Genomic DNA, 24,758 nt, shown 5'->3' with positions numbered 1-24,758 from the left:
TCTCGGTTTTATAATGATCATCATGAAAAAACAATACTTTGGCACTGATGGCATTCGCGGAGAAGTAGGCCAATTTCCGATAGTCCCTGAATTTATGACCAGACTTGGCTATGCTGCTGGCAAGGTATTAACTAGAGACGCAAAACCTGGTGAACGTTGCAAAATTCTGATTGGTAAAGATACACGCGTATCTGGATATCTTTTAGAGGCCGCCCTAGAGGCTGGTTTTGCTGCAGCGGGGGTGGATGTGATGCTATGCGGACCCATTCCTACACCGGGGGTTGCTTATCTCACAAAGGCCTTGCGTTTGTCTGCAGGAATAGTGATATCAGCTTCCCATAACCCGTATCAAGATAACGGCATCAAATTTTTCTCTGCTAATGGAGATAAGTTATCGGATGAATTTGAGTTGGCTATTGAACTTGAATTGGAAAAGCCAATGGGATGCGTGAGCTCTAAAGAGTTAGGTAAGGCTTTTCGCTTAGATGATGCGGCTGGACGTTATATTGAATTTTGCAAATCAACTTTCCCTGGGGATCTGAATCTCAGGGGTTTAAAGTTGGTTGTAGATTGCGCTAATGGCGCCGCTTACCATACTGCACCTCACGTATTTCATGAGCTTGGTGCTGAAGTGATTTCAATCGGTGTCACACCAGATGGTAGAAACATTAATGACGGTTGTGGTGCGACTGCGCCAGCTGCATTGATTGCTAAGGTCAAGGAAGAAAAAGCAGACTTGGGTATTGCTTTAGATGGTGATGCCGATCGCTTGCAGATGGTTGACTCTACTGGTAGATTATTTAATGGCGATGAGCTTCTCTACGTACTCATAAAAGATCGCCTGGATCGAGGCGAGAATTTGGGCGGAGCAGTTGGCACTTTGATGACCAACTTAGCCATCGAGAATGCGATTAAAGCTCTGGGCCTTGACTTTGTTCGTGCGAATGTTGGGGATCGATACGTCCTAGAACTTCTCAAGCAAAAGGGCTGGATTATTGGTGGCGAGGGGTCGGGTCACTTGCTCTGCTTAGATCGACACAGTACAGGTGACGGTACGATTGCTGCGCTTCAAGTTTTGGCCGCAATGAGCCAAAATAAAAAAGGCCTTGCACAACTGCTTTTGGATGTAAAGATTTTCCCGCAAGTACTTCTGAATGTGAGATTTAAATCTGCTTACGATTGGAAGTCAGACGAAGTTCTGCAAAATCAAATATCCCAAACAGAGGCGGAGCTCAAGGGTATTGGTAGGGTGTTGATTCGAGCCTCTGGTACTGAGCCTGTATTGCGCATCATGGTTGAATCACAAGATCATGATCTTGCTATGAAGGCTGCCAAGAAAATTGCTGATTTAGTACCTCTGGCGGCTTAATTTGGCTAAACGTAGTTTATGGTGTAGAGCCCATCATATTGGCTTTTAATAGCAGGGGGTTAAATCCAAACGGCTGTTCGGCTTTTGGATTGACTTCAATTTGTTCTGCTTGAACTTGCTTATCACCCATCACCTGCAGTCGAATCACGTTTTCAATCACATCTTTTTGATTTTCTGTCTTCAGGGGTTGATTAATAATCAGCCGATGACTATCCCCGTGGATCAGAAGGATAGGCTTTCTGAGTTCTTGAGCTCCTTTTGTAAAGGCTAGTAATGTATCTCGATATCCGCTTTCCGCATCAGAGGACTGACTTGAAGAGTAAAACATATCTGTTTGATAGATAAAGACAATTCCAGCAATTTCCCTTGCGGATGCTTTGGCGAACATGTGCCGTATCCATTCTAGGTTTGCTTGGTTTCGCTCTCGATACTCCGCTCTAGCCTCATCATTACGCTCAAAATTATTATTTGAACCAGGAATATGTAAATTTACAAAAAGGAAGGAATTCTTGACCCAGAAAGAATTCTCGACAAACTTTAAATACTGCGGATCTACGTCTGCTCTACGTCTGCCTGTCGAACCAAGCTTAAATGGCGTTTTCCTAAACTTTCTTTGTGATTAAAAAATGTAGATCTTAGCTTGTCTAAACGTTCGAGAGGGTCATATGAGCCTGCAAGTGGTCTATGACAATCTGTCCACTCATTATCACCAATACTATAGATTAAGGGCGCTTCATAACGATCAAAGTAGGATTTCACCTTTTGGTTATATTCATCGCTACATGGTATCGAACCAGATTTTGTATCGCCGACAAAAACAGTAAAGCTCGGCTTTTGTTGATTGATTTCAGAAATCAATCGTTCATAACGTGCATAGTCTGCAGGGATGTTGTAGGGCATATCCCCGAGAGCAATAAACTTAAAAGGCTCTAGGGCTTGTGCGCAAGCAGCAAATGAGGACCCAATTAGTCCAATTCCTAGAATAATTTTATCGAGCCGCATGTAGGTAGCTTGGTCTATCTCAGGAATTTTTGATCTTCAATCATTCGAAATATATCATTTAGGTTTCATACGCGATGAGATTGGGTGGAGTCTGTGCTCTGAAACATACTGTTCGATGATCGCTCTCTAAATTCTCACTCGAATTCTCAGTGCTTGCTTGGTAATTATTTGTAAATCTCTTTTGCAACCACGGTTTTTTTAGGCGAACAATTACCAAAATAGGCATAGCAATTTTTAACTCATTTAGATTCTAAACTATTGATTTAATTAATCTTATTTAATAATGAATAGAGTTGTCATCAAAGCGTCATAGACAATCCGTATCTTCACGACATCACTTTGTTTTGTTTATTACCACCATAGGACTGATCAGATGAAATCTCTATTGAAAAAAGCACTTGTAATTGGTGCTATTTCTCTTGCTCCAACAGCGTTTGCCGTTGATATGACTGGTGCAGGTGCAACATTTCCGTATCCAATTTATGCAAAATGGGCTGAAGCTTATAAGGCTAAGTCTGGTTCTAACTTGAACTATCAATCCATTGGTTCTTCAGGCGGTATCAAACAGATCAAAGCAAAGACTGTCGATTTCGGTGCTACCGACAATCCAGTGAAATTTGAAGACCTCGAAGCCAACGGCTTGGTTCAGTTCCCAGCCATCATCGGTGGTGTGGTTCCAGTCATTAACGTTGATGGTGTTAAGCCAGGCGAGATCAAATTAGACGGCCCAACTTTGGCGGACATTTTCCAAGGTGTGATCACTGATTGGGGTGATAAGCGCATCGCCATTATGAATCCTGGCGTAAAGATCCCAACCGGCCCAATTACTGTGGTAACCCGTGCTGACGGCTCTGGTACTACAGCTATTTTTACTGACTACCTCGCTAAAACAAGCACTTTGTTCAAGGATTCAGTTGGCTCTGGTGCAAACGTAAAGTGGCCTGCAGCTTCTACAGTTGGCGGTAAAGGTAACGAAGGTGTTGCAGCTAACGTTACTCGTGTTAAGAACGCAATTGGTTACGTTGAGTACGCCTACGCTAAGAAAAATAAGATGACTTATATTTCTTTGAAGAACAAAGATGGCAACTTCGTAGCTCCTGATGATGCAACTTTTTCTGCTGCAGCAGCCGGCACTGATTGGGCAAAGATCCCAGGTATGGGTACATTCATTACCAACGCATCTGGTGCTAAGTCTTGGCCAATTACAGGCGCATCATTTATCTTGATGTACAAGAAGCCTGAAAATAAAGCGAACTCAGCTGAAGTAATTAAGTTCTTCGAGTTTGCCTTTAAAGATGGTAAGAAAATGGCAGAAGAGTTGGATTATGTTCCTATGCCTGATGCTACAACTGACTTTATCCGTAAGAACGTCTTTACCAAAATTATTACTAAATAAGCTTGGATGATTGATTCACTAAGCATCGTTTAACGAACAGCTCCACGTCTCTGTGGGGCTGTTTCAATATTAAATAAGTAAAACCATGATGGATATCACGCAGTCACAATCGGCGCCTACTCCGCAAGCATTAAAAATTGCCAAGTTACAAAGAGTTCAAGACTTTTTGTTTCATGGGATTACTCAATTTTTTGCTTTATCGGTATTAATTGCCTTAATGGGTATATTGATCTCGCTATTTATTAATGCATGGCCTGCATTGCATACTTTTGGCCCAGGATTTTTTATAACCCAAGAGTGGGATATCGTGAATGGCGAGTTTGGCGGTCTCATTGCCATCTACGGCACTTTGGTCACTTCAGTGATTGCCTTGTTGATTGCCGTCCCGCTGAGTTTTGGTATTGCGGTTTTTTTGACTGAATTATGCCCGGGCTATCTTCGCAGACCGCTTGGTACTGCGGTTGAGCTATTGGCGGCAGTTCCTTCAATTATTTATGGAATGTTCGGTTTGTTTATTTTCGCGCCTCTCTTCGCAGAATATATTGAGCCTGCACTGGCAGCCACTTTAGGACAAGTCCCAGGATTGGGAATTTTGTTTTCTGGCGCGTTTAATGGCATTGGAGTGCTTTGCGCAGGCTTAATCCTGGCAATGATGATTTTGCCTTTCATTGCTTCAGTAATGCGTGATGTATTCGAAATAGTACCTCCTGTACTAAAGGAATCCGCCTATGGAATTGGCTGTACTACGTGGGAAGTGGTTAAGAATGTAGTGCTTCCTTATACTAAGGCAGGAGTAATTGGTGGCGTCATGCTTGGGCTGGGTCGCGCTCTTGGTGAAACAATGGCCGTGACTTTCGTTATTGGTAACGCGCACCGTTTATCTGCTTCTTTATTTGCGCCAGGCACCTCGATTGCATCTACTTTGGCTAACGAGTTTGGTGAAGCAGAAGCCGGAAATCATCTTTCCTCATTATTTGCGCTTGGACTCGCGCTATTCATCATTACCTTCATTGTGTTGGCATGTGCAAAGTGGATGCTGAACAATATGGAGAAGAAGCAGGGCTTAAAAGCATGAATAACACTTCAAATATTGATGCGTCTATTTTTGCGAAGCGCAAACGTGCGAACAAAATTGGCCTAACACTTTCCATGGGCGCCATGCTCTTGGGCATGGTGTTTTTGCTCTGGATTCTGAGCGTACTTGTGATTAAAGGGTTTTCAGCACTCGATTTATCACTTTTTACCCATAGCACTCCAGCGCCTGGCTCTGATGGCGGCGGTCTTGCAAATGCGATTGTTGGTAGCTTGCTGTTGGTAGGTTTTTGTACATTAATTAGTACGCCGGTTGGTGTTTTAGCAGGTCTTTATCTATCAGAGTATGGTGATCGCAGTAAAGTGGCTTCAATCACCCGTTTTGTTACTGACATCATGCTTTCTGCACCGTCAATTGTGATTGGCTTGTTTGTTTATGCTTTTGTTGTGGCACAGGCGAAACACTTTTCTGGATGGGCTGGAACGATTGCACTTTCCTTAATTGCAATCCCAGTTGTTGTGCGCACCACTGAAAACATGCTGCGCTTAGTTCCAGGAAGTTTGCGTGAAGCGGCATATGCCTTAGGTACGCCAAAGTGGAAAGTTGCTTTCATGATTACTTTGAGGGCGGCACAAAGCGGCGTAATGACCGGTATTTTGTTGGCATTGGCACGTGTCAGCGGTGAAACAGCGCCATTGCTATTTACCGCCTTAAATAACCAGTTTTTCTCAACCAATATGAATGCCCCAATGGCGAATTTGCCAGTGGTTATCTTCCAGTTTGCAATGAGTCCATACGATAACTGGGTTGAATTAGCATGGGGTGGGGCACTACTGATCACATTCGCTGTGCTGGGACTCAACATTTTGGCGCGTGTGGTATTCCGTGAGAAGGTTCAAGGATGATGAGTAATATGAAAACAATGTTTGACTTAAACAAGATTGATGGTCAAGGGGGTAGCGTGGAAGTATCTAATCAGCAAAATGGGCAGACTGCAATGAATGCATTGGAAGTGAGAAATCTCAACTTCTATTATGGTTCTTTCCAGGGCTTAAAAAATATCAACCTAGATATTGAGCAGGGCAAAGTAACAGCATTCATTGGGCCTTCTGGCTGTGGTAAATCGACCTTGTTGCGCACCTTAAACCGTATGTACGATCTTTACCCAGGTCAACGCGCTGAAGGTGAGATTAATTTCTATGGTCAAAATATCCTCCAACCAGGGCAAGATTTAAATTTATTGCGTTCACGCATCGGCATGGTTTTTCAAAAACCAACACCATTCCCTATGTCGATTTATGAAAACATTGCATTTGGTGTGCGTCTTTATGAAAAACTTTCTCGCTCTGAAATGGATGAGCGTGTCGAATGGGCGCTGAATAAGGCGGCATTATGGACAGAAGCAAAAGATAAGCTCAATCAGAGCGGATTATCTCTGTCCGGCGGCCAGCAACAACGTTTATGCATTGCTCGTGGCGTAGCAGTTAAGCCATCTGTAATTTTGCTCGATGAGCCAACATCGGCTTTGGATCCGATCTCTACCGGCAAAATTGAAGAACTCATCAATGAGTTAAAGCATGAGTACACCATCGCTATTGTGACGCACAATATGCAACAAGCTGCTCGCGTATCAGACTACACTGCTTATATGTACCTCGGAAGCCTGATCGAGTATGGTAAAACGGATGAAATCTTCATTAAGCCTAAACGCAAAGAGACTGAAGACTATATTACCGGCCGCTTCGGTTAATAGGAGACAATAATGCCAGATAAACACCTTTCCTCACAATTTGATGCAGATCTCAACTCACTCTCAAGCCGTTTGCTTGAGATGGGTGGTCTCGTTGAGTCTCAAATTGCCACTGCAATGCGCGCATTCACGCAAATGGATATCGATACATGCAATGTGGTGATTGAAAACGAAAAGCTTGTTAACGATCTCGAAATTCAGATTGACCTGGCTTGCACTGAAGTGATAGCGCGTCGCCAACCTACAGCGCGTGATTTACGTTTAGTGATGGCTGTATCAAAAGCGATTACCAATTTAGAGCGGGCAGGGGATGAGGCTGAGCGCGTAGCAAAACGCACCAAGAAACTCATTGAATCAGGTGCCCCACATAATATTAATGTGGCTGAAATTCGCCTTTCTGGACAGTTGGCAATCAATTTATTGCGTCGTAGTTTGGATGCTTTTGCCAGACTTGATACAGTTTCTGCGGCAGAAGTTGTTGCTGAAGATCGTCAAATTGATGAGGAGTTCCGTGGATTTGTTCGTAAGCTCATTACTTACATGTCAGAAGATCCGCATACCATCAGTACAGGCTTGGATATGCTAACTATCGCTAAAGCTATTGAGCGTATCGGTGATCACGCAAAAAATATTGCAGAATTCGTGATCTACATCGCCAAAGGCTCCGATGTGCGACATATTCCACATGAAGACTTGGTACGAGAAGCAACAAAATAATTTAAACAATTAGCCCCTATGACTCACCGCATACTAGTAGTAGAAGATGAGCCATCAATTGCAGAATTAATTGCAATCAATCTTAGTCATGCAGGCTATGAGGTTGAGAAGGCTATGCAGACTGATCTAGCGCTTGGAATGATGAAAGATCGTCTTCCAAGCCTGATCATTCTAGATTGGATGCTACCGGGTAAATCAGGTGTGCAGTTTGCTAAAGAACTGCGTGCCAATGAACGTACTCGAGGTTTGCCAATTTTGATGTTGACAGCCAAGAGCGAAGAAGCCGATAAGGTTATGGGGCTAGATTCTGGGGCGGATGATTACGTAACCAAACCCTTTTCACCTAAAGAATTAATTGCTAGGGTACGAGCATTATTGCGACGTCAAACGCCTATTGAAGATACAGGCCCGCTAACCATTGGCCCTCTGAAGCTAGACTCTAGCTCTCACAGAGTGCTTGCTATGCGTGCCGATGAGGATCCTAAGCCAATTTCCCTGGGCCCCACAGAATATCGTCTTTTACAATTTTTTATGGCCAACCCCGAGCAGGTTCATTCTCGAACCAATTTATTAGACAACGTTTGGGGTAACGAGGTCTACATAGAAGAGCGCACTGTCGATGTGCATATCAAACGCCTCAGAGCAGCGCTTGCACCTTTTGGGTGTGATCGCTACATTGAGACCGTTAGGGGTAGTGGATACCGTATCACTAAGACGCCTACTGAATCCTAAGGCTAAGACCTTGATTCTTGGATAGTTTCAGAGTTTATATCTGGGATGGTCTAAGATTGCATCATGATTTCTGCTCTGACACGTTTTCTTCTCATTGTTTGCATTGCTTTTATAGCCTCCTTTTTCGTTCTTGCTAATTGGGGATCTGAATGGGCTTTTGCGGTAGGGATCTTAGTTTTATCGATTCCATTGATTTATTCCTATGTGAATCTCGCAAGACTTGGTAGGTATATTCATAGCGATTCTGTTGAAAATATGCCCTTGCCAAGCGGGTTATGGGAGGAGATTTTTTTTAGATTGCAGCGCCTTGTTAAAAATCTCAAACAGAAACTAAGGCAAATTGAGCAACAACACGATCACTTTATAGAGGCCTTTCAAGCTTCGCCTAACGGTATTGTGATGTTAAATGAGAATGATCAAATCGAATGGTGCAATAACATTGCCGAGGATTTTTTTGGCATCAACTTTAAGCGAGATGTTTTGCAACGTATCAATTTTTTGATACGGCGTCCTGAGTTTATTCATTATTTAAGCAAGCGCAATTTTGATGAGCCCCTGTTGGTGGAGCGAATGGGGTCTGATAGTAGCCTAAGTCTTATGCTTCAAGCTTTTCCTTTTGGTCACAGGCGCCACCTTCTCTTGGCCCAGAACGTTACAGACTTGCAGAAGGCGGATGCGATGCGTAGGGATTTCGTAGCCAATGTATCTCATGAAATGAGAACGCCAATTACAGTACTGATGGGTTTTTTAGAAACCGTGCAGTCTTTGGATCTTGAAAAAAATCAACGAGACCAGTACTTCGACATGATGATGTCTCAGGCTCAGCGTATGAAAAGCCTGGTAGAGGACCTGTTAACTCTAGCCAATTTGGAGGCGAACACGCTTCCAGTAGTTACTAATTCAGTAAATATCGAAACTATCATGGCATTACTCAGAAATGATGCTGAGGCACTATCGCAAGGCAGGCATGCGTTTAGCTTTGAAATGAATTCATCCAAAAATCTGTTGGGCGATGAGAGGGAGGTGCTTTCAGCATTTAGCAACCTGGTTTCCAATGCGATTCGCTATACCCCGGATGTTGGATCGATAGTAGTTAAATGGGACGTGAATTCTCGGGGTCAGGGGGAATTTTCGGTGACCGATACCGGCCCAGGGATTGCGTCTGAACATCTATTGAGGCTGACAGAACGCTTTTACCGAGTCGATAGAAGCCGCTCTAGGGATACTGGCGGAACTGGATTGGGCCTAGCAATTGTTAAGCACATAGCCAGCAGACATCAAGCGCAGCTGCTGATTGAAAGCACTCCAGGGAGGGGGAGCACCTTTATGCTCCGCTTCCCAAATGAACGATTAAGCGCCTAGGGCTTAATCCTTCTTCTTTTTCTTGGATTCCTTGGGTAGTTTCTCAGGTTTTCCGCTGGCGTATAAGCACCAGACCTTAATTTCCTCAAATAGCTCTACAAGATCCTCATGAGGGAGGTTTTTGAGATCAACAAGACCGATTGCTCCGCTCTCTTGGAGCTGTTTTACTGCATCTTCGTATCGATATTCGCTCATAGCCTTCACTTGGAATTGATTAGGAACACCAATCCTAGCAAACAAATATGACAAAACCCTCTTTTTTGACTATTTAAGAGGGTTTTAGTCTGGATCGCCTGAAATTTCAGACCCTCTCTTGATCCCGGTAATGTGTGAGAGAAGTTTCTCAAGAGGGCCGCCAATAAACAGGGTAACCAAAATCGCCCCCAAGCTTAGGCCTCCAAGGACAAATTGCCCGGCGCCAAAAGCGGCACCAATCAGGGCGCATGCCCATAGACTGGCTGCCGTTGTTAAGCCATGCACCTTTTGTGAACTTTGTTCGCGAATAATCACGCCAGCCCCTAAAAAACCAAGGCCTGTAATGAGACCCTGAAGTACGCGGCTGACAGACTGGGCATCATCTTTAACAAAGTCGCTAATGAGCATGACGGCGGTCGCCGAACCAATAGCCACTAGAGAGTGGGTACGAATCCCCGCAGATTTATGGTGAAGCCAGCGATTTAGACCAAGAATTGCTCCCACCAACAATGCTAGACCCAGTCGTATCGCAATCGTGCCGTATAGATCCCATTGAATCATTAAAAAACCCTTTTTAACTAAGGGGCAGTGTATCTCAGGCATGCCAGTCTGTCATAAAAAAGCCTTTGGATAGACATCTGAGGTAATAACAATGGAAATGCATTTTGCATGGGCGTTCTCACAAAATGAGTCCACCCACAATGACCTTCACCATCAGGGGATAAACATGAAAAAGATGCTCTTGGCTATTTGGCAAGCTTGGTACGAAACCCGTCTTGCTTATGCAAAACTATATCTTAATCATCGCTTAGGCAGCTGATGGCTCAAAATATTGATTTTTATGGGGAATGCGGTAAATCTTAAGCTTTAATAAAACTGCAATATACAGATCGTAGGATTCATCCATTGTGGCCAGTCACTAGGGATGTGATGATGAATACCAATTTAAATAAGTACTTGTCTAGTGTATTTCGGAATGAGCTGAAAGAGTCCTATCAGCCGCACAGCCCAGCAATGTCTTTTCAAACTTCAAAGCATCAGGAAAATGAGAATAAAACCCAACAATTCATCGTCGATAAAATTTACCGACTAGATCTTGATGAGATTATCTAAATTTCGTATGCTCATCATCTATGACTAATGCATTCAATATTCTTTTCTTATGTACAGGTAACTCGGCTCGATCCATTCTTGCCGAGGCCCTTGCCACAACCCTGAGTCACGGTCGTTTAATCGCTTATTCCGCTGGCTCAAAACCTACGGGTTACGTGCACCCGATAGCGTTGCAGATCGCAAAAGAGATTGGCTATCCCGCCACCTTATTACGCAGTAAGAGTTGGGATGAGTACGGTCGTGAAGACTCGCCCAAGATGAACTTTATTATCACTGTATGTGATGCTGCTGCAGGCGAGGAGTGTCCTTACTGGGTGGGTCATCCAGCAACTGCACACTGGGGCTTTCCAGACCCAGCCAGCGTTGTTGGCAGCGATGAAGAAAAGTGGGCCGCCTTTCGAAAGGTAGAAATTGGCCTAAGAAATCGCATTGAACTGCTTCTGGATCTGCCTTTAGATAAGTTAGATCATCTACAAATTCGTGATGAATTGCATTCTATCCATCACCAGTTTAAAGACTAAATGACGTGGCAACCTACAGCGTTTATTCAGCAGGCCTATCACTGAGCACCCATCAGAAATACGCTATAGCTCAGGCTATAACCAAAATTCATGCTCAAGTTACCGGTGTAGAAGCATATTTTGCTCAAGTAATATTTAAAGAGCTTGATCTTCACGATTGTTTTATCGGTGGTGTTTTACTAGAAGAGCCCCATTTATTTTTAAATGGGCAAATCCGTAGCGGCAGAAGCGAACAAACCAAAAAGCAGCTCTTGGTTGAGATTGAAATTGCTTTGCAGAGCGCCACAAAGTTAGCTGGGCATCAAATATGGGCTTACATTGATGAGATTACTCCTTCTCAGATGATTGAATACGGGCAAATTCTCCCAGCAGTGGGTGATGAGAAGGCCTGGTTTTCAACCTTACCGGCCAGCATTCAACAGAAGCTCAATTACCTAAACTCGTAATTAGCTAAATTTTTGCTCTTGGGGTTAAGATGGGCGCTTAATTTTCAGGTTGAGCACTCTTATGTCTGTTAAAAACCCCGCTAAATTTGCCGTTCTGAGATCTGTTGAATCATTCGCGAATCCTCGTCCAGGCATCAAAAAAAGAATGTCGGATGGCAAAGCTCTGCGAAAGCATGTCAGCTTTGCAGATCAGGGTACTTATCACCCGCTTAAAAACAGAATTGACCCCATCACTATTTTAGAAAATCAAGCTAAAAGCCGTATTGAATCACTTATCCCCATACGGTATGAGCGGATGTTGCAATCGCCATATACCTTTTATCGAGGTGGCGCAGCCATTATGGCTCAAGATCTATCCAACCAACCCACAACGAACATTACAGTTCAGCTTTGTGGCGATATGCACGTATCAAACTCTGGCCTATTTGGCACCGCAGAGCACCGTTTAGTATTTGGCATTAATGATTTCGATGAAACTCTCCCTGGAAGCTGGGAGTGGGATTTAAAAAGACTAGTATCAAGCGCCATTATTGCCTCTGAGAGCATTGACGGAGATAAGGCTCTGAGCAAGAAATTGGTTTATCGGATTTGTTCTGAATATCAAAAGCAAATGGCTTGCTTCGCCAAGTTGCCTTACTTAGATTTAGCCCAGGTATTTATTGGTGAAAAGGATATTCGCAAACACTTTAGTAAAGAACATCAAAAGAAAATTGATGAATATCTTAAAGAGTGCAAAGGGCAGGGCAATATTCAAGTGTTGCAAAAGCTGACAACCCTCGTTGGTAAGAATCGAAGAATTATCAACAAGCCGCCACTGATTGAGCACTTTAAACAAGATGCTTATGGGGTCCCTCTTCACACGCTGATTGATAAGGCATTACTGAACTATTGCAGCACATTGTTAGCGGATAGAAAAATATTGTTTCAGCGATATAGCTTGAAAGATTTTGCTCGCAAAGTGGTAGGGGTCGGTAGCGTCGGTACCAATTGCATGGTTTTATATTTCGAGGGCGATAGCGAACATGATCCGCTGTTCTTGCAATACAAGGAGGCGCAAAAATCGGTTCTGACTCCTTACCTAGGCGAGTCAATCTATCGTGATATGGGTCAACGCGTAGTTTCAGGTCAACGATTGCTACAAGGTGCCCCGGATATTTTTCTCAACTATGGCTCTGTTCAGTACGACATCAACTATGCGCAGGGCTTTTACTTACGTCAGTTACGCAATATGAAAGGTGGGTTGGATATAGGTCCAGGTGGCGTCTCTCTGCAAAATTTTCCTGATTACGCAAGATTATTTGGCTGGGCATTAGCGCTTGGTCATGCTAGATCCGGTGACTCCGCAGTCATCTCTGGATATTGTGGAGAGTCCAAAGAGTTTGGGGAGTCTATGTACCGATTTGCTAGGTCATATGCAAAGCAAAATGAGCAAGATTATGAGGTTTTTTGTAGGGCAGTCAAAACCGGTAAGTTGAAGGTAACCAGCAAGAAAAAAGCTTTATGAGACGGGCCTATAAGGGCGCCGTCATCAGACTGTCATGAAATTAATAGAGAGTGTTATTTCTCAAAATTGACTCCATTAACCCTATGATTACTTCAAATCTACTCAAGATAGCTTCGCTCTTGTTGCTGACTTTTTTTCTGGTCTGTTACATGCATCGGCTGTATACCCCATTAATCAAGCAGCTATTTTGGTGGGCTCTAAATTTGATATCAAGGTTGAACTCAATAGTGTTGTCGAACAAAAAGATGTTCTGATTGAGCTGAATGGATCACCAATTGCTAAAACTATAGCCAACAAGCCTGAATATATTGCTAATGAAAATGGGAAGGGTAGTTCAATAGTCTTTCGTGATGTTCAATTAAAACAGGCTGGCAAATATCAGTTAATTGCAAAATCACCAAGCGAGCGATTAGAGGTTATTTGGGATGTTTACGCAAGCGGTCCGCGCAAGGTAAAAATGTCATCTTATTTATTGGTGATGGAATGACCATAGCCAATAGAACTGCCGCACGCGTTTTATCCAAAGGCATTGTGGAAGGCAAATATCAGGGAAGACTTGCTTTTGATGATATGCCCAGCACTGCTATGATTGGCACCTTTGGGTCGGACTCACTCATTACTGACTCGGTCAACTCGATGAGTGCATACACCACAGGACATAAAACTGCTGTTAATGCAATGGGCTTATATGTGTCTCGGGCTACAGATAATCTATCACATCCCAAAGTAGAGACGATTGCTGAATTAATTAAACGCAATACGAAGATGTCAGTCGGAATTGTTTCCGATGCTGAATTGCAGGATGCCACTCCAGGCGCAATGGTTGCTCATACCCGTCGTCGCGCAGATAAACAATATATTGCCGATCAGCTTTTGGCTAGTGGCGCTGAAGTCATTTTGGGTGGTGGCTCTGCATATTTTTACCCTCAGAGCACCAAAGGATCTAAACGTAAAGATGATCAAAACCTAGTTGACGTCTTTAAGGCAAAGGGTTATCAAACTGCCTTTACCAAACAAGAACTTGCAACAAGCTCAGAAAATAAAAACACCACTAAACTGTTTGGCGTTTTTCATCCAGACAATATGGATGGTTCATTAGATCGCTTGTATCTTAAAAAGAATACTGTCGAGCAATATCCGAACCAACCTGATTTAACACAGATGACGCAAGCTGCAATTGATGTACTCTCCAGAAATTCCAACGGTTTTTTTCTGATGGTAGAAGCCGCATTAATTGATAAATTTAATCACCCGCTCGATTGGGAACGGGCAGCCTTTGATACGATCATGCTTAGCAATGCAGTGGATCTTGCTAAAAACTATGCCAAAAATCACCCAGATACTCTGATTATTGTGACGCCAGACCATACACATAGTGGTTCAATAAGCGGGGTAGTTCATGATGAGCGACAAGGTCCGTTGCGAGAAAAAGTAGGTGTGTATGCAGAGGCCGGTTATCCCAATTACCCAAGCGCAGATATGCAGGGATACCCAAATAAAATTGATGTTTCAAAACGATTGGCATTTTTCTATGGCAGTTATCCCGACCACTATGAAACGATGCATCCCAAATTAGATGGCACATTTGTTCCCGCAATTAAAGATGAGGCGGGTCAATTTATTGCTAATCCAAAGTATGTGCAGCTTCAAGAGGATGCAATCCATGTGGGTGGAAATCTTCCGGCAAATCAGGAGTCTGGTGTTCACGCAGCAGATGATGCACTATTAAACGCACAGGGTCCGGGATCCGAGAAATTCAAAGGCTTTATGGATAACACCCAAGTATTCAAGGTGATGGTAGAGTCCTTGGGGTTAGGATCTAAATAAGCTATTTCCATGGAATTTATTCACAATATCAGTTATGCATCGTTAATTGATACCGCTATCAGCCTCAGTGCAGCTTTTTTGTTTGGCGGTCTGATTGGTTTAGAGCGCCAATTTCGTCAGCGCACTGCTGGTTTAAGAACCAATATTTTGGTAGCAATTGGAGCCGCTATTTTTGTGGATGCCGGCAATCGACTAACAGGTCATGACGGCGCTGTTCATATCATGGCCTATGTAGTTTCTGGTATCGGATTTTTGGGTGCTGGCGTTATCATGCGAGAAGAAGGTAATGTACGCGGGATTAATACTGCAGCAACCCTGTGGGCCTCTGGTGCAGTCGGAGCTTGTGCTGGTGCTGATTTGATTCTTGAGGCAGGATTGGCAACTATTTTTATTTTGGCGGCCAATACCTTATTGAGGCCTGTAGTAAGCTTCATCAACCGTCAACCCTTGGATACTGTCTCTGTTGAGGTGACTAATTCTGTTTATATCATCACCCCAAAGCATTCTCAAAAGCATGCTCTAAAGCAGTTTATTAAAACCTTAGAGGACGCTGGATACCAAACTCAAGATATTGAAGTTCATCAATTTGGAAGTGATGAAGTTGAGATTCAAGCTGTATTAACTGCTTCTGCGGTTGAGGGTGATGAAATGGATCGGCTGATAGCGAAAATCGCTGATCAAGAGTTTGTCACCCAGGCATTTTGGAGCCCAAGTACAACCGATTGATTGGGCTGACACACTAGTGAAATATTCATCGTTCAGTATTTTGCTGTGAACTCTACTACTTTGAATCAGTCTGTTATTACTTGCCCGCACTGTCAGGCTACCGAAATTATTTCAGTTGAAGAGGGCGCTGCCCCTCATTTACATCGATGCCGCTCATGTAGCGCTATTCTGAAACCCAAGTCTGGTGATTGCTGTATTCTGTGCAGTTTCGGGAACCGTGATTGTTCCAGTTCCGAGCAAAACTTAGCAGCTTGATAATTGGTTTCACCCCAGCTGGCTGGGCTATGCTCATTAATTCATTAATGTGTCATTGTTTTTACATAAAATAGTCACAATTATTTCGAAAAGCCTTTTTGGGGAATATTTTGACCAGCAACTCCGTAGAATCTATCTCTAACTCTGCAGATTTAGTTGCGGCAGTAGATTTAGGCTCCAATAGCTTCCGAATGCTGGTCGCTCAGGCTGTTAATACCCCATCTGGCACACAACTTCGCCCAATTGATACATTACGAGAATCTGTCCGTCTTGCGGCAGGTCTGACAGAAAATAAACTACTAGGAAATGATGCCTACCAGCGTGGCTTAATAGCTATTCGCCGTTTTGGTGAGCGCATTAGAGGGTTTGATCCATCTAATGTACGAGCAGTAGCGACTAATACTTTGCGTGTAGCTAAAAATGCACAGCAATTTGTAGAGGATGCTCAACAGGCACTTGGCTTTCCGATTGAGGTGATTGCTGGAGTTGAAGAAGCTCGCCTTATATACATCGGTGCTGCCCATGAAGTGCAAGCGGTTCAGGGCAATCGTTTAATGGTTGATATTGGGGGCGGTTCCACGGAGTTCATCATCGGGAAAGGTTACGAGCCCAAGCTTCTAGAAAGCCTCTATATTGGCTGCGTTTCACATAGCATGCGATTTTTTCCGAAGGGGAACATAGATGCACATGCATTTAAAGAGGCTGAATTAGCCGCTCGCAGAGAAATTCAAGTAATCTCTGGTGCCTATCTTAAAAGTGGCTGGAAACAAGCCATTGGATCATCAGGTACGGCTCGCGCACTTGCTGACCTAATTGCAGCCAACAACTTCAATGGTCATGGGGATAGCTTAACTATGGGTAGGGTGACCGCAGGCAGCGGCTTAATTACCCGAGAGGGCCTCAAAGCACTCAAAAAACATCTTTTGAAATACGAGCACATTAACCAAGTAGAGCTAGTTGGCCTCAAGGACGACCGTCGTTCAGTCTGGCCAGGCGGTTTAGCAATCATGCTGGCTGTATTTGATGAATTAGGGATTGAGGAGATGGAGGTAACTGATGCTGCTTTGCGTAGTGGCGTTCTTTACGACCTATTAGGTCGATCTCAACATCACGATATGCGGTATGTTACCGTTGAACAGTTTATGCAGCGCTATGCTGTTGATCGTGAGCAAGCAGAGAGAGTGGGTAAATTAGCCGCAGATTTCTTGCAGCAACTTCCAAAACCTGAGGCGGAAAGTAGAGCGGATAACGTGGCGCTCTTACAGTGGGCGGCAAACTTGCACGAGATTGGCCTTTCAATCTCGCATAATGGCTATCACAAACATTCTGCTTATATAGCGGGAAATGCAGATATGCCTGGCTTTTCTAAAAACGATCAAGCAAGGCTTGCGGCATTACTCATCGGGCACACCGGCAAACTTGGCAAACTGGCGAACAATCATGGCTTTCAGGATTGGCGTATGTTATTTTGTTTACGCCTAGCACAAGTGCTGTGCCGTGGTCGCAACGACACTAATTTCCCTGACGTTAAGGTTTCTGAACACGATGGCTCTTATTTGGTGAGCCTCTCAAAGGAATGGGCCTCGGAGCATCCATTAACGGAATTTAGCCTTCTCAAAGAAGCTGCAGAATGGGAGAGGGTGGGTCGTACGTACGAGGTCAATCTAAATTAAGGATTTTTTAGATCCAGAATAAACAAAAAGCCGCTTAAGCGCGGCTTTTTTTAATGAGTCTTGTATTGCTTACATGCCCAAGAAATGCTTTGCATAACGAGGGTTGATATCAGATAGACGTAACATCGTTAATAAATCAGCAGTGTTGAAATCTGGATCCCAAGCAGGAGAGCTGCAAATCTTTGCGCCTAACTTGAGATAGCCTTTGATTAATGGGGGGGCTTCAACATCTAGACCACCATTGAGTTTGTCCAGCGGTAATGGTAAGCAAGGGAATGCATGAAACTCTGTTGGTGCCATTTGATCATTACCAAGAGAGTTATAAAGACTTGCTGCAAAGTGACCTCCATCAGCCATTGGTATGCTTGCGCAACCGAGCATGATTTCATAGCCATTTTTCAGCATGTACTGAGCTAAACCACTCCACAGAGCCATAATAACTGCACCAGAGCGATAGTCTTGGTGGACACAAGATCTACCAAGTTCAACTAATTTGGGGCGCAAGTGATCTAGACGGGAGAGGTCAAATTCTGAATCAGAATATAAACGACCAATTTCTTGAGCTTTATGTGGGGGTAGCACACGATAGGTACCAACAACCTTGAGTGAGTCGTGATCACGAATCAATAGATGATCACAATAGGCATCAAACTCATCCACATCGAGACCTTCGCCATTTTTAGCAAGGTTAGCACCCATTTCTTCTGCAAATACTTTATAGCGAAGACGTTGCGCTTCTTTTACTTCGTTTGCAGTTGTAGCCCATTCAATCGAAAATGTGGGCTTTTTCGTTTTTGTAATAACAGGTGCAACAGCAGCAACTTCGTTTGTCACTAATTGTACGCGTGCTTTTGTAGCAAACTTTTTACCAAACAGCTTTTTAGCCAATTTTTTAGACAGCTTCTTGAAAGGATTAACTTTAGCGTGACCAACTTTTTTTCCTCTTGCTGGAAAAAATTTCAAAAGCGCCAATTGGATTCGGAATATCAGACATACATGTCCTTGAGAATAGTTTTAATGATGGTAGAGACCATTTATTACGGTTTTAAGACAATAGGCAAACATATTGCCAACCACATTAAAACCGCTATTAAAAGGGCCAGCATGACTGCTGCAGAGCCAAAATCTTTGGCTCGCTTGGAAAGGTCATGATGTTCAAAAGAAATTCGGTCGATTGCCGCCTCAACACTGGAATTTAATAACTCAACTACCAGAACCATGATTAATGAAGCTATTAATAAGGACTTTTCAAGATAACTAACAGGCAAAATACAAGCTATTGGAGTGAGCACTATAAAAAGAGTTAACTCTTGTCTAAAGGCGCTTTCCTCTTGAAATGCATAAACCAAACCACACCAAGAGTTTTTAGCGGCATGCCATGCCCTAGCAAGACCGCGGTTGCCCTTGTGCGGGTTTTGATCAATATGGTAAGAGGTACTCAAAGGACGTCTTGATTAAGCAATAGCGGTAACGTGAACGTCGGGGGTAGGTACGGGCTTTAAATGTCTTACAAATTCTTCAGACGCTGCTCTCCAGGAGAATTTTTCAGCATGCGCACGCGCTACTTCACGGGGAATTTTCAGAGCCTCAAGACAAGCTACACGTAAATCCTCATGCATTGCACCTGCTTTGGAATTGCCAAGCACATCTATAGGACCAGTAACGGGATAGGCGGCAACCGGAGTGCCACAAGCCATCGCCTCCAACAGAACTAAACCAAAAGTATCCGTCTTACTGGGAAATACAAAAACATCGGCAGCAGCATAGACTTTAGCTAACTCATGTTGCTGCAATACTCCGAGATAATTGACTTCTGGATACTTTTCTTTGATGGCGGCCATTGCGGGACCATCTCCTACTACCCATTTTGATCCAGGCAAATCAATTTCTAGAAATGCATTGATATTTTTTTCTACAGCAACACGACCAACATAAAGAAAGATCGGATGCGCAGTGTTTAATGCTTTAGATTCTTGTACTTGGAAGATGTCAAGATCAACACCACGAGACCAGAGCACAACATTGGTGAGACCGTATTTTTCTAGATCATTTTTGACGACTACCGTAGGCGCCATTACAGCCATGGATGGGCCGTGGAACCAGCGTAAAAATGCGTAAGTAATAGCCAATGGGATGTCAGTGCGGGCTTTGACATACTCAGGAAAACGGGTGTGATAGGCGGTAGAGAAGGGGAGTTTATTCTTTACTGCATATGAGCGGGCAGATAATCCTAGAGGCCCTTCAGTGGCAATATGCATTGCATCTGGAGCAAATTCTTTAATTCTTCTAGCAACTTCTTTCCCGGGGAATAAAGAGAGGGCAATATCAGGATAGGTTGGGCAGGGGATAGATTTAAAGCCAGTTGGAGTAATCATTTCAACTTCATGACCCATCGCAACTAATTCAGCGCGCGTTTGTTTAAGAGTGCGTACCACACCATTGACTTGCGGATCCCACGCATCAGTAATGATCATAATTTTCATAAGACGGCCTCTTTAATAAGTGATTGCGTAGCTGGTTGGAAAATAATTTCGGGGATTTCTACTGGCTCACCCTTGATATAAGGCCAATGAATAATTTTTAATTCGCCTTCATGAGTCTCTACTAGGGCAGTAAGACTCTCTACCCAATCACCATCATTGCAATAGAGTAAACCGTCAATTTCACGAATTTCGGCCTTATGAATATGCCCGCAGACAACCCCATCGCAACCCCTAAGCCGAGCTTCACGGGCCATGATATGCTCAAAGTCGGCGATGTAGCTCACCGCATTTTTAACTTGATGTTTTAGATATTGCGATAGCGACCAATACTGCAAGCCCATTTTGACTCGCAACATATTGAAATAGTGAAATAGCGATTGATATAGAGAATGAATGAGTAGAGGGTGTCACCAACATAGGCAAGCCATTTGGCATATTGCATTACGCCATCAAATAAATCGCCATGGGTTACCCATAATTTTTTGCCATCGAGGGTTGTATGAATGACTTCCTCAACTACTTTTACATCTCCAAACGAGAGTCCAAAGAATTGGCGTGCGCTTTCGTCATGATTACCAGGAACATAAATGACTTCAGCGCCCTTACGCGCCTTGCGAAGTAACTTTTGCACGACGTCGTTGTGAGCTTGAGGCCAATAAAATGACTTTTTAAGACGCCAGCCATCGATAATGTCACCAACTAAGTAAAATTTATCCGCTTCGTTGTGCTTGAGAAAATCCAGGAGGTAGTTTGCCTGACACCCTGATGTCCCGAGGTGTATGTCTGAAATCCAGATGGCTCTGTAATGCATCATGAAACCGTATTAAGCCAAGCCCATGTGAAAGCATCATGACATTTTTAAGTCACTTTTATGACTCGCTTAAATAATTGCGATATATTTGTTATTAAATGACAACAAAAATACCGCCAACCAAGGAAGTCCTTTTTTACAAAAGAATCTATTACTGGATCCTGATCTGGCTTCACGTTTTCAAAGGTGCGATTATTTTGCTGTTGATTTTTCCCTCAGCTAAGACTGCTGAGAAAAATGTCTACATTCAGAAATGGTCACAGCAATTACTGAATATTTTTGGCGTTGAGTTGAAAGTAATAGATAGTCAAGCGTTGCCAGCTGGAACCTATTTGCTTTCATCCAATCATATTTCCTGGATGGATATTCATGCCATCAATGGATATTCATGCCATCAATGCATTTAAGCCCATTCGGTTTGTCGCGAAATCTGAAGTTCGGAGTTGGCCTATTTTTGGCTGGATGGCCCTGCAACTTAGAACGGTATTTATTAGACGCGATAGCCAAAGGCATGCACACTTAGTTGTAGGTGAAATGTCTCGGGAACTCAAATCAGACTCGATTTGCATCTTCCCCGAAGGCACCTCTACCGACGGGGTATCTGTTCGACCTTTCAAACCCAACCTCTTTGAATCTGCGATAGTGGGTAATATCCCTGTTTGCAGCCTTGCAATCCGTTATATTTCAAAAGAAACTGGTCTGCGAACTGATGCAGCTGCATTCGTTGGGGATATGGGGCTTTTGGAGTCCATGAGTAAAATACTGAGGAGCCGCAATCTAATTGTTGAGTTAAGCTTTTTCCCAACACCAATTACGAGTTCAGAACAAATCTTAGATCGTAAATACTTAGCTCAGTACAGTGAAAACCTCATTAGAAGCCACTTAGAGGCAGCCTAAGACGAGAGTTCTGTAACGAAATTGTCATCACCAAAAGGTTAAACTGCTACAAACAACTTCGGATTGACTATGACTTCCAAGCACCATGAGATGGCCGAGTGGTATCAGCGGGCCCAAGAAGAAATTTTAGATAGCATGGATGAAGAGCTTGAAATGGAGCTCGATGATGATCGCTTATCGGTCGATGGTGATAGTGGTTTACAAGTACCCAGAAATGTTTATTTCAAGGAACTATTTAGACTCCAGGGCGAGTTAGTCAAGCTACAAGATTGGGTGGTAGCCAATAAAGTTAAAGTTGCAGTGTTATTTGAGGGACGAGATTCAGCGGGTAAGGGCGGGGCGATTAAGCGCATTACTCAACGTCTAAACCCAAGGGTTTGTAAGGTTGTTGCCTTACCTGCTCCTAATGAGCGCGAACGTACCCAATGGTATTTCCAAAGATACATCTCCCATTTGCCTGCTGGCGGTGAAATCGTATTGTTCGATCGCAGTTGGTATAACCGCGCTGGCGTTGAAAAGGTAATGGGTTTTTGTACAGATGAAGAGTACGAAGAGTTTTTGAGAACAGTACCTGATTTAGAGCGCATGATGATTCGTTCTGGCATCATTTTGATTAAATACTGGTTTTCCATCTCTGATGAAGAGCAGTACAACCGTTTTATGATGCGTATCCACGACCCTTTAAAACAGTGGAAACTCAGTCCAATGGACTTAGAGGCCCGTCGTCTTTGGGAACAATACACCAAGGCCAAGGAAACGATGCTTGAAAGAACGCATATTCCTGAAGCTCCATGGTGGGTTGTTGCTGCAAATGACAAAAAAAAGGCTCGTTTGAACTGCATAACACACCTGCTCAATCAGATTCCCTATCGGGAAATTGATCACCCGGTGATCACCTTGCCAGCCAGGGTTCATAACCCTGACTATCTCCGTGGGCCTGTACCCCCAGAAATGTACGTGCCAGAAATCTACTAATAGCGGCCCGATGATGATAACCTCTCATTAATAATGAAGAGGTTATCGTGAAAAAGTTACATCCATCCATTACGCGAATCGGGAATTTAAGCTTTTAATCAAACCCAAAGGGCTAGATCGTCGCAGTCGCATTGCAGAATTGAGCGAACAAATTCTTAAATTCTGCAAGAAGAATAAGGTTGATTTCTTCCATCTGGATAATGCTTCAACAGGCTTGAGAAGTATTTATTTCTACGACACGCCTGGCGAACACTTCAGACTGAACAACATTATTTTGCGAGTAAGGGAATCTAGGCAAAATGTCTGGATTGACGACTATGCTGAAGTGACTCTGAAATGTAGGGCTCATGATCTTTTGCAGGCATCAACCTTTAACCCCACTCCACAAAAAAAGATTAAGTCACGCATCCGTTTTAAAGAAGAAATATTACGGGGTGACGAGCTTGGTTCGCACCGCCAAATTTATTCCAACAATGCCATTTTGGATGCAGTGCCAATTGATAATTTATTTGATCGCTCCTTGAGCAGTGTCTGCAAATTCTTCCCAGGTTTAACTAAACTTTCAATAGACCAAAAACTGCCATTGAGAATTGTTGGGGGTGCCACAAATAAAATCCTTGAAGCATGTCTGCCACTGGGAAACCTAGTATTTGGTGATGGCGTTCAAGCTCACTGCGAGATTGCTATTTGGATGAAGAGCGTTGGCGACCCTATGGTTGGAGAATTGGCTTTTTCCTATCGCGTCAATGATGAAAACCGCGATCAAGTAAAAGCCCACAAGCGAGCTGATAAGTTTTTTAAGAAGTTGCAACTTGAGCTTGCTGATTGGTTAGAAATTGGTAGCACTAAAACCGCATTGGTCTACGGCAAACCAGAATGAGCGCTATTGAACCTGGAAAATCTGGCCATTCAGTTTCTCTAAGAGGGATCTATTTGTTCAGTTTTTATTGATTGGTGCAGTGAGTTTTGGTGGCGGCATCATTGCCTATGAACGAATTCTATTGATAGAAAAACGCAAATGGTTAACTCCTGATGAATTTATGGCGTATCTAGCCATCAGCCAAACAATGCCGGGATTGAACTCGGTCAATCTAGCCGTTCTGGCTGGTGATCACTTACGCGGCCTTCTTGGTGCAATTGCTGCAACCATAGGACTCATTATTCCTGGCTCCTTATTTGTGTTATTAGTTGGTATTGCATACACCAATAACACCGACCACCCATTAAGCAATCTGATCCTGACTGGTATTGCAGCAGGTGCTTGCGGCTTATTGACTGCGATTACCTATCGAATTGGCGATGGTCACTGGAAGCAATTAAAGTCTTTGTGCATTATTGTTTGCACATTTGTATTAATGAGTGTTGACAAGCTATCACTTCCCTTGGTTTTATTGATAATGGCTCCCATCTCCATATATCTTTATCGCCCAAGCCTTCGTCAATGAGCTCATTAGTTCAACTCATCTTAACTTTTGGTCTTTTATCGCTCCTTGCGGTGGGGGGTGGAACAGCCGTTCTTCCAGAGATGCAAACCCTCTTGCTTCATCAGTTTGGAATTACTCATACTCAATTTGTGCATATCTACAGTATCGGTCAAGTTGCACCGGGCCCCAATATGCTGATGGTCTTGATCATTGGCTTTAAGATTGCCGGTTTACTTGGTGCGTTTATCGTGCTACTGGCGTTTTTTTTTTTTTGCCATCGAGCATATTGTGTTTTTATACAGGTCGTCTTTGGGGTTATTTTGGCGATAGTCCATGGCGCCGCTCAATCCAAAACGCCTTAGAGCCAATTTCTATTGGGCTGATGGCTTCTGGCGTATACGCTGTAGCCAAAGCTTCCATCTTCAGCCCGATCACATTGGGACTAGCTGTAATAACTCTCTATCTCGTACTGAAAACCAAAATTAATCCGGTCTATATTATTTTGGGAGCAGGGCTAGCGAGTTTTATTACACTTAGATATTTCTGA

Annotated in this window: 30 protein-coding genes and 1 pseudogene; 23 read left to right on the top strand and 8 right to left on the bottom strand. The window is 43.4% G+C overall.

The genetic code is table 11. From position 1 onward, the window contains the following. The first annotated feature begins 22 nt into the window (after positions 1–22). Positions 23–1,369, top strand: coding sequence for a phosphoglucosamine mutase (glmM, locus tag DXE33_RS03490; RefSeq protein ID WP_114639708.1), 1,347 nt, complete (start codon positions 23–25; stop codon positions 1,367–1,369). Between the two features lie 16 nt (positions 1,370–1,385). Here the strand turns inward: glmM and DXE33_RS03485 are convergent, their stop codons facing one another. Both DXE33_RS03485 and DXE33_RS03480 read right to left on the bottom strand, forming a co-directional pair. Beyond that, positions 1,386–1,757 carry a hypothetical protein gene (locus DXE33_RS03485; RefSeq protein ID WP_114638635.1) on the bottom strand — a complete coding sequence of 124 codons (372 nt, stop codon included), beginning with the start codon at positions 1,755–1,757 and terminating at the stop codon, positions 1,386–1,388. A 164-nt stretch (positions 1,758–1,921) separates the two neighbouring features. Then, positions 1,922–2,371: a hypothetical protein gene (locus tag DXE33_RS03480; RefSeq protein ID WP_114638634.1), complete on the bottom strand. Its 450-nt coding sequence runs from the start codon at positions 2,369–2,371 to the stop codon at positions 1,922–1,924. Positions 2,372–2,744: 373 nt separating this feature from the next. On the opposite strand from DXE33_RS03480, the gene pstS reads away from it, so the two are divergent. From pstS to phoR, 7 genes are all read left to right on the top strand, one after another. Further along, the gene (gene pstS / locus DXE33_RS03475; protein ID WP_114638633.1) at positions 2,745–3,767 is read left to right on the top strand and encodes a phosphate ABC transporter substrate-binding protein PstS; all 1,023 of its coding nucleotides are present in this window, start codon (positions 2,745–2,747) and stop codon (positions 3,765–3,767) included. A gap of 88 nt (positions 3,768–3,855) precedes the next feature. Beyond that, a complete protein-coding gene (pstC, locus tag DXE33_RS03470; RefSeq protein WP_197712043.1) occupies positions 3,856–4,842 on the top strand; it encodes a phosphate ABC transporter permease subunit PstC in 987 nt (328 codons plus the stop codon). Further along, a complete protein-coding gene (gene pstA / locus DXE33_RS03465; RefSeq protein ID WP_114638631.1) occupies positions 4,839–5,705 on the top strand; it encodes a phosphate ABC transporter permease PstA in 867 nt (288 codons plus the stop codon). Before pstC ends, pstA begins: the two co-directional genes overlap by 4 nt. A gap of 92 nt (positions 5,706–5,797) precedes the next feature. Further along, positions 5,798–6,550: a phosphate ABC transporter ATP-binding protein PstB gene (gene pstB / locus DXE33_RS03460; RefSeq protein WP_231970477.1), complete on the top strand. Its 753-nt coding sequence runs from the start codon at positions 5,798–5,800 to the stop codon at positions 6,548–6,550. Positions 6,551–6,562: 12 nt separating this feature from the next. Continuing rightward, entirely contained in the window at positions 6,563–7,267 is a 705-nt protein-coding gene (gene phoU, locus DXE33_RS03455) for a phosphate signaling complex protein PhoU (protein WP_114638630.1), read from the top strand. 18 nt (positions 7,268–7,285) lie between these two features. Continuing rightward, positions 7,286–7,999 carry a phosphate regulon transcriptional regulator PhoB gene (gene phoB, locus DXE33_RS03450; protein ID WP_114638629.1) on the top strand — a complete coding sequence of 238 codons (714 nt, stop codon included), beginning with the start codon at positions 7,286–7,288 and terminating at the stop codon, positions 7,997–7,999. 63 nt (positions 8,000–8,062) lie between these two features. Then, positions 8,063–9,361, top strand: coding sequence for a phosphate regulon sensor histidine kinase PhoR (gene phoR, locus DXE33_RS03445; RefSeq protein WP_114638628.1), 1,299 nt, complete (start codon positions 8,063–8,065; stop codon positions 9,359–9,361). 3 nt (positions 9,362–9,364) lie between these two features. On the opposite strand, the gene DXE33_RS03440 is transcribed toward phoR, so the two are convergent. After that, positions 9,365–9,556: a hypothetical protein gene (locus DXE33_RS03440; protein ID WP_231970355.1), complete on the bottom strand. Its 192-nt coding sequence runs from the start codon at positions 9,554–9,556 to the stop codon at positions 9,365–9,367. A gap of 84 nt (positions 9,557–9,640) precedes the next feature. Beyond that, positions 9,641–10,117 carry an MgtC/SapB family protein gene (locus DXE33_RS03435; protein WP_114638626.1) on the bottom strand — a complete coding sequence of 159 codons (477 nt, stop codon included), beginning with the start codon at positions 10,115–10,117 and terminating at the stop codon, positions 9,641–9,643. A 572-nt stretch (positions 10,118–10,689) separates the two neighbouring features. Here DXE33_RS03435 and DXE33_RS03425 point away from each other — a divergent pair. The 8 genes from DXE33_RS03425 (at position 10,690) to ppx (ending at position 17,621) form a co-directional block, all read left to right on the top strand. Continuing rightward, positions 10,690–11,190, top strand: coding sequence for an arsenate reductase ArsC (locus tag DXE33_RS03425; RefSeq protein ID WP_114638624.1), 501 nt, complete (start codon positions 10,690–10,692; stop codon positions 11,188–11,190). 5 nt (positions 11,191–11,195) lie between these two features. Further along, the gene (locus DXE33_RS03420) at positions 11,196–11,636 is read left to right on the top strand and encodes a tautomerase family protein (RefSeq protein ID WP_114638623.1); all 441 of its coding nucleotides are present in this window, start codon (positions 11,196–11,198) and stop codon (positions 11,634–11,636) included. Between the two features lie 61 nt (positions 11,637–11,697). Next, on the top strand, positions 11,698–13,140 hold the full coding sequence (locus DXE33_RS03415; RefSeq protein ID WP_114638622.1) for a DUF2252 domain-containing protein: 1,443 nt from the start codon (positions 11,698–11,700) through the stop codon (positions 13,138–13,140). 187 nt (positions 13,141–13,327) lie between these two features. After that, positions 13,328–13,627, top strand: coding sequence for a hypothetical protein (locus DXE33_RS09765; RefSeq protein ID WP_197711984.1), 300 nt, complete (start codon positions 13,328–13,330; stop codon positions 13,625–13,627). Beyond that, positions 13,624–14,967, top strand: a complete 1,344-nt coding sequence (locus DXE33_RS03410; RefSeq protein ID WP_197711983.1) for an alkaline phosphatase — start codon at positions 13,624–13,626, stop codon at positions 14,965–14,967. The genes DXE33_RS09765 and DXE33_RS03410 overlap by 4 nt, the downstream gene beginning before the upstream one ends. A 9-nt stretch (positions 14,968–14,976) precedes the next feature. Next, positions 14,977–15,693 (top strand): MgtC/SapB family protein, encoded by a 717-nt coding sequence (locus DXE33_RS03405; protein WP_114638621.1) that lies wholly within the window; start codon positions 14,977–14,979, stop codon positions 15,691–15,693. Between the two features lie 45 nt (positions 15,694–15,738). Further along, a complete protein-coding gene (locus tag DXE33_RS10525; RefSeq protein WP_408634174.1) occupies positions 15,739–15,948 on the top strand; it encodes a GDCCVxC domain-containing (seleno)protein in 210 nt (69 codons plus the stop codon). 134 nt (positions 15,949–16,082) lie between these two features. Further along, positions 16,083–17,621, top strand: a complete 1,539-nt coding sequence (gene ppx / locus DXE33_RS03400; RefSeq protein ID WP_162785447.1) for an exopolyphosphatase — start codon at positions 16,083–16,085, stop codon at positions 17,619–17,621. A 69-nt stretch (positions 17,622–17,690) separates the two neighbouring features. Here ppx and DXE33_RS03395 read toward each other — a convergent pair whose 3' ends face one another. From DXE33_RS03395 to DXE33_RS03380, 4 genes and pseudogenes are all read right to left on the bottom strand, one after another. Beyond that, the gene (locus tag DXE33_RS03395) at positions 17,691–18,422 is read right to left on the bottom strand and encodes a GNAT family N-acetyltransferase (RefSeq protein WP_231970476.1); all 732 of its coding nucleotides are present in this window, start codon (positions 18,420–18,422) and stop codon (positions 17,691–17,693) included. A 236-nt stretch (positions 18,423–18,658) separates the two neighbouring features. Further along, positions 18,659–19,063: a diacylglycerol kinase gene (locus DXE33_RS03390; protein ID WP_114638619.1), complete on the bottom strand. Its 405-nt coding sequence runs from the start codon at positions 19,061–19,063 to the stop codon at positions 18,659–18,661. A 12-nt stretch (positions 19,064–19,075) separates the two neighbouring features. Next, complete coding sequence (locus DXE33_RS03385; RefSeq protein ID WP_114638618.1) at positions 19,076–20,104, bottom strand: glycosyltransferase family 4 protein; 1,029 nt, start codon at positions 20,102–20,104, stop codon at positions 19,076–19,078. Next, positions 20,101–20,918 (bottom strand): annotated as a pseudogene (locus DXE33_RS03380) (UDP-2,3-diacylglucosamine diphosphatase). The gene DXE33_RS03385 and the pseudogene DXE33_RS03380 overlap by 4 nt, the downstream one beginning before the upstream one ends. Before the next feature lie 95 nt (positions 20,919–21,013). Here DXE33_RS03380 and DXE33_RS09760 point away from each other — a divergent pair. The 7 genes from DXE33_RS09760 (at position 21,014) to DXE33_RS10655 (ending at position 24,758) form a co-directional block, all read left to right on the top strand. Beyond that, positions 21,014–21,322 carry a hypothetical protein gene (locus tag DXE33_RS09760; RefSeq protein WP_197711982.1) on the top strand — a complete coding sequence of 103 codons (309 nt, stop codon included), beginning with the start codon at positions 21,014–21,016 and terminating at the stop codon, positions 21,320–21,322. Next, positions 21,285–21,812 carry a lysophospholipid acyltransferase family protein gene (locus tag DXE33_RS03375; protein WP_197711981.1) on the top strand — a complete coding sequence of 176 codons (528 nt, stop codon included), beginning with the start codon at positions 21,285–21,287 and terminating at the stop codon, positions 21,810–21,812. Before DXE33_RS09760 ends, DXE33_RS03375 begins: the two co-directional genes overlap by 38 nt. A 69-nt stretch (positions 21,813–21,881) precedes the next feature. Then, on the top strand, positions 21,882–22,787 hold the full coding sequence (gene ppk2, locus DXE33_RS03370; RefSeq protein WP_114638617.1) for a polyphosphate kinase 2: 906 nt from the start codon (positions 21,882–21,884) through the stop codon (positions 22,785–22,787). A 139-nt stretch (positions 22,788–22,926) separates the two neighbouring features. Further along, the gene (locus DXE33_RS03365) at positions 22,927–23,667 is read left to right on the top strand and encodes a hypothetical protein (RefSeq protein WP_162785397.1); all 741 of its coding nucleotides are present in this window, start codon (positions 22,927–22,929) and stop codon (positions 23,665–23,667) included. Positions 23,668–23,686: 19 nt separating this feature from the next. After that, positions 23,687–24,232: a chromate transporter gene (locus tag DXE33_RS03360; protein ID WP_114638615.1), complete on the top strand. Its 546-nt coding sequence runs from the start codon at positions 23,687–23,689 to the stop codon at positions 24,230–24,232. After that, positions 24,229–24,573 carry a chromate transporter gene (locus DXE33_RS03355; RefSeq protein ID WP_197711980.1) on the top strand — a complete coding sequence of 115 codons (345 nt, stop codon included), beginning with the start codon at positions 24,229–24,231 and terminating at the stop codon, positions 24,571–24,573. Before DXE33_RS03360 ends, DXE33_RS03355 begins: the two co-directional genes overlap by 4 nt. Further along, on the top strand, positions 24,483–24,758 hold the full coding sequence (locus tag DXE33_RS10655; protein ID WP_408634173.1) for a chromate transporter: 276 nt from the start codon (positions 24,483–24,485) through the stop codon (positions 24,756–24,758). The genes DXE33_RS03355 and DXE33_RS10655 overlap by 91 nt, the downstream gene beginning before the upstream one ends.

The sequence above is a fragment of the Polynucleobacter necessarius genome (assembly GCF_900096765.1).
In the GTDB taxonomy this organism is placed as follows: Bacteria; Pseudomonadota; Gammaproteobacteria; order Burkholderiales; family Burkholderiaceae; genus Polynucleobacter; species Polynucleobacter necessarius_F.
Note: the sequence above shows the minus strand (reverse complement) of the source record. Positions and strands in the feature narration are given on the sequence as shown.

What these genes read in the sequence shown, in the direction of transcription:
- glmM (WP_114639708.1), top strand. Translation starts at nt 23, where the DNA reads ATGAAAAAACAATACTTTGGCACTGATGGCATTCGCGGAGAAGTAGGC.
- DXE33_RS03485 (WP_114638635.1), bottom strand. Translation starts at nt 1,757, where the DNA reads ATGTTCGCCAAAGCATCCGCAAGGGAAATTGCTGGAATTGTCTTTATC.
- DXE33_RS03480 (WP_114638634.1), bottom strand. Translation starts at nt 2,371, where the DNA reads ATGCGGCTCGATAAAATTATTCTAGGAATTGGACTAATTGGGTCCTCA.
- pstS (WP_114638633.1), top strand. Translation starts at nt 2,745, where the DNA reads ATGAAATCTCTATTGAAAAAAGCACTTGTAATTGGTGCTATTTCTCTT.
- pstC (WP_197712043.1), top strand. Translation starts at nt 3,856, where the DNA reads ATGGATATCACGCAGTCACAATCGGCGCCTACTCCGCAAGCATTAAAA.
- pstA (WP_114638631.1), top strand. Translation starts at nt 4,839, where the DNA reads ATGAATAACACTTCAAATATTGATGCGTCTATTTTTGCGAAGCGCAAA.
- pstB (WP_231970477.1), top strand. Translation starts at nt 5,798, where the DNA reads ATGAATGCATTGGAAGTGAGAAATCTCAACTTCTATTATGGTTCTTTC.
- phoU (WP_114638630.1), top strand. Translation starts at nt 6,563, where the DNA reads ATGCCAGATAAACACCTTTCCTCACAATTTGATGCAGATCTCAACTCA.
- phoB (WP_114638629.1), top strand. Translation starts at nt 7,286, where the DNA reads ATGACTCACCGCATACTAGTAGTAGAAGATGAGCCATCAATTGCAGAA.
- phoR (WP_114638628.1), top strand. Translation starts at nt 8,063, where the DNA reads ATGATTTCTGCTCTGACACGTTTTCTTCTCATTGTTTGCATTGCTTTT.
- DXE33_RS03440 (WP_231970355.1), bottom strand. Translation starts at nt 9,556, where the DNA reads ATGAGCGAATATCGATACGAAGATGCAGTAAAACAGCTCCAAGAGAGC.
- DXE33_RS03435 (WP_114638626.1), bottom strand. Translation starts at nt 10,117, where the DNA reads ATGATTCAATGGGATCTATACGGCACGATTGCGATACGACTGGGTCTA.
- DXE33_RS03425 (WP_114638624.1), top strand. Translation starts at nt 10,690, where the DNA reads ATGACTAATGCATTCAATATTCTTTTCTTATGTACAGGTAACTCGGCT.
- DXE33_RS03415 (WP_114638622.1), top strand. Translation starts at nt 11,698, where the DNA reads ATGTCTGTTAAAAACCCCGCTAAATTTGCCGTTCTGAGATCTGTTGAA.
- DXE33_RS03410 (WP_197711983.1), top strand. Translation starts at nt 13,624, where the DNA reads ATGACCATAGCCAATAGAACTGCCGCACGCGTTTTATCCAAAGGCATT.
- DXE33_RS03405 (WP_114638621.1), top strand. Translation starts at nt 14,977, where the DNA reads ATGGAATTTATTCACAATATCAGTTATGCATCGTTAATTGATACCGCT.
- DXE33_RS03385 (WP_114638618.1), bottom strand. Translation starts at nt 20,104, where the DNA reads ATGAAAATTATGATCATTACTGATGCGTGGGATCCGCAAGTCAATGGT.
- DXE33_RS09760 (WP_197711982.1), top strand. Translation starts at nt 21,014, where the DNA reads ATGACAACAAAAATACCGCCAACCAAGGAAGTCCTTTTTTACAAAAGA.
- DXE33_RS03375 (WP_197711981.1), top strand. Translation starts at nt 21,285, where the DNA reads ATGCCATCAATGGATATTCATGCCATCAATGCATTTAAGCCCATTCGG.
- ppk2 (WP_114638617.1), top strand. Translation starts at nt 21,882, where the DNA reads ATGACTTCCAAGCACCATGAGATGGCCGAGTGGTATCAGCGGGCCCAA.
- DXE33_RS03355 (WP_197711980.1), top strand. Translation starts at nt 24,229, where the DNA reads ATGAGCTCATTAGTTCAACTCATCTTAACTTTTGGTCTTTTATCGCTC.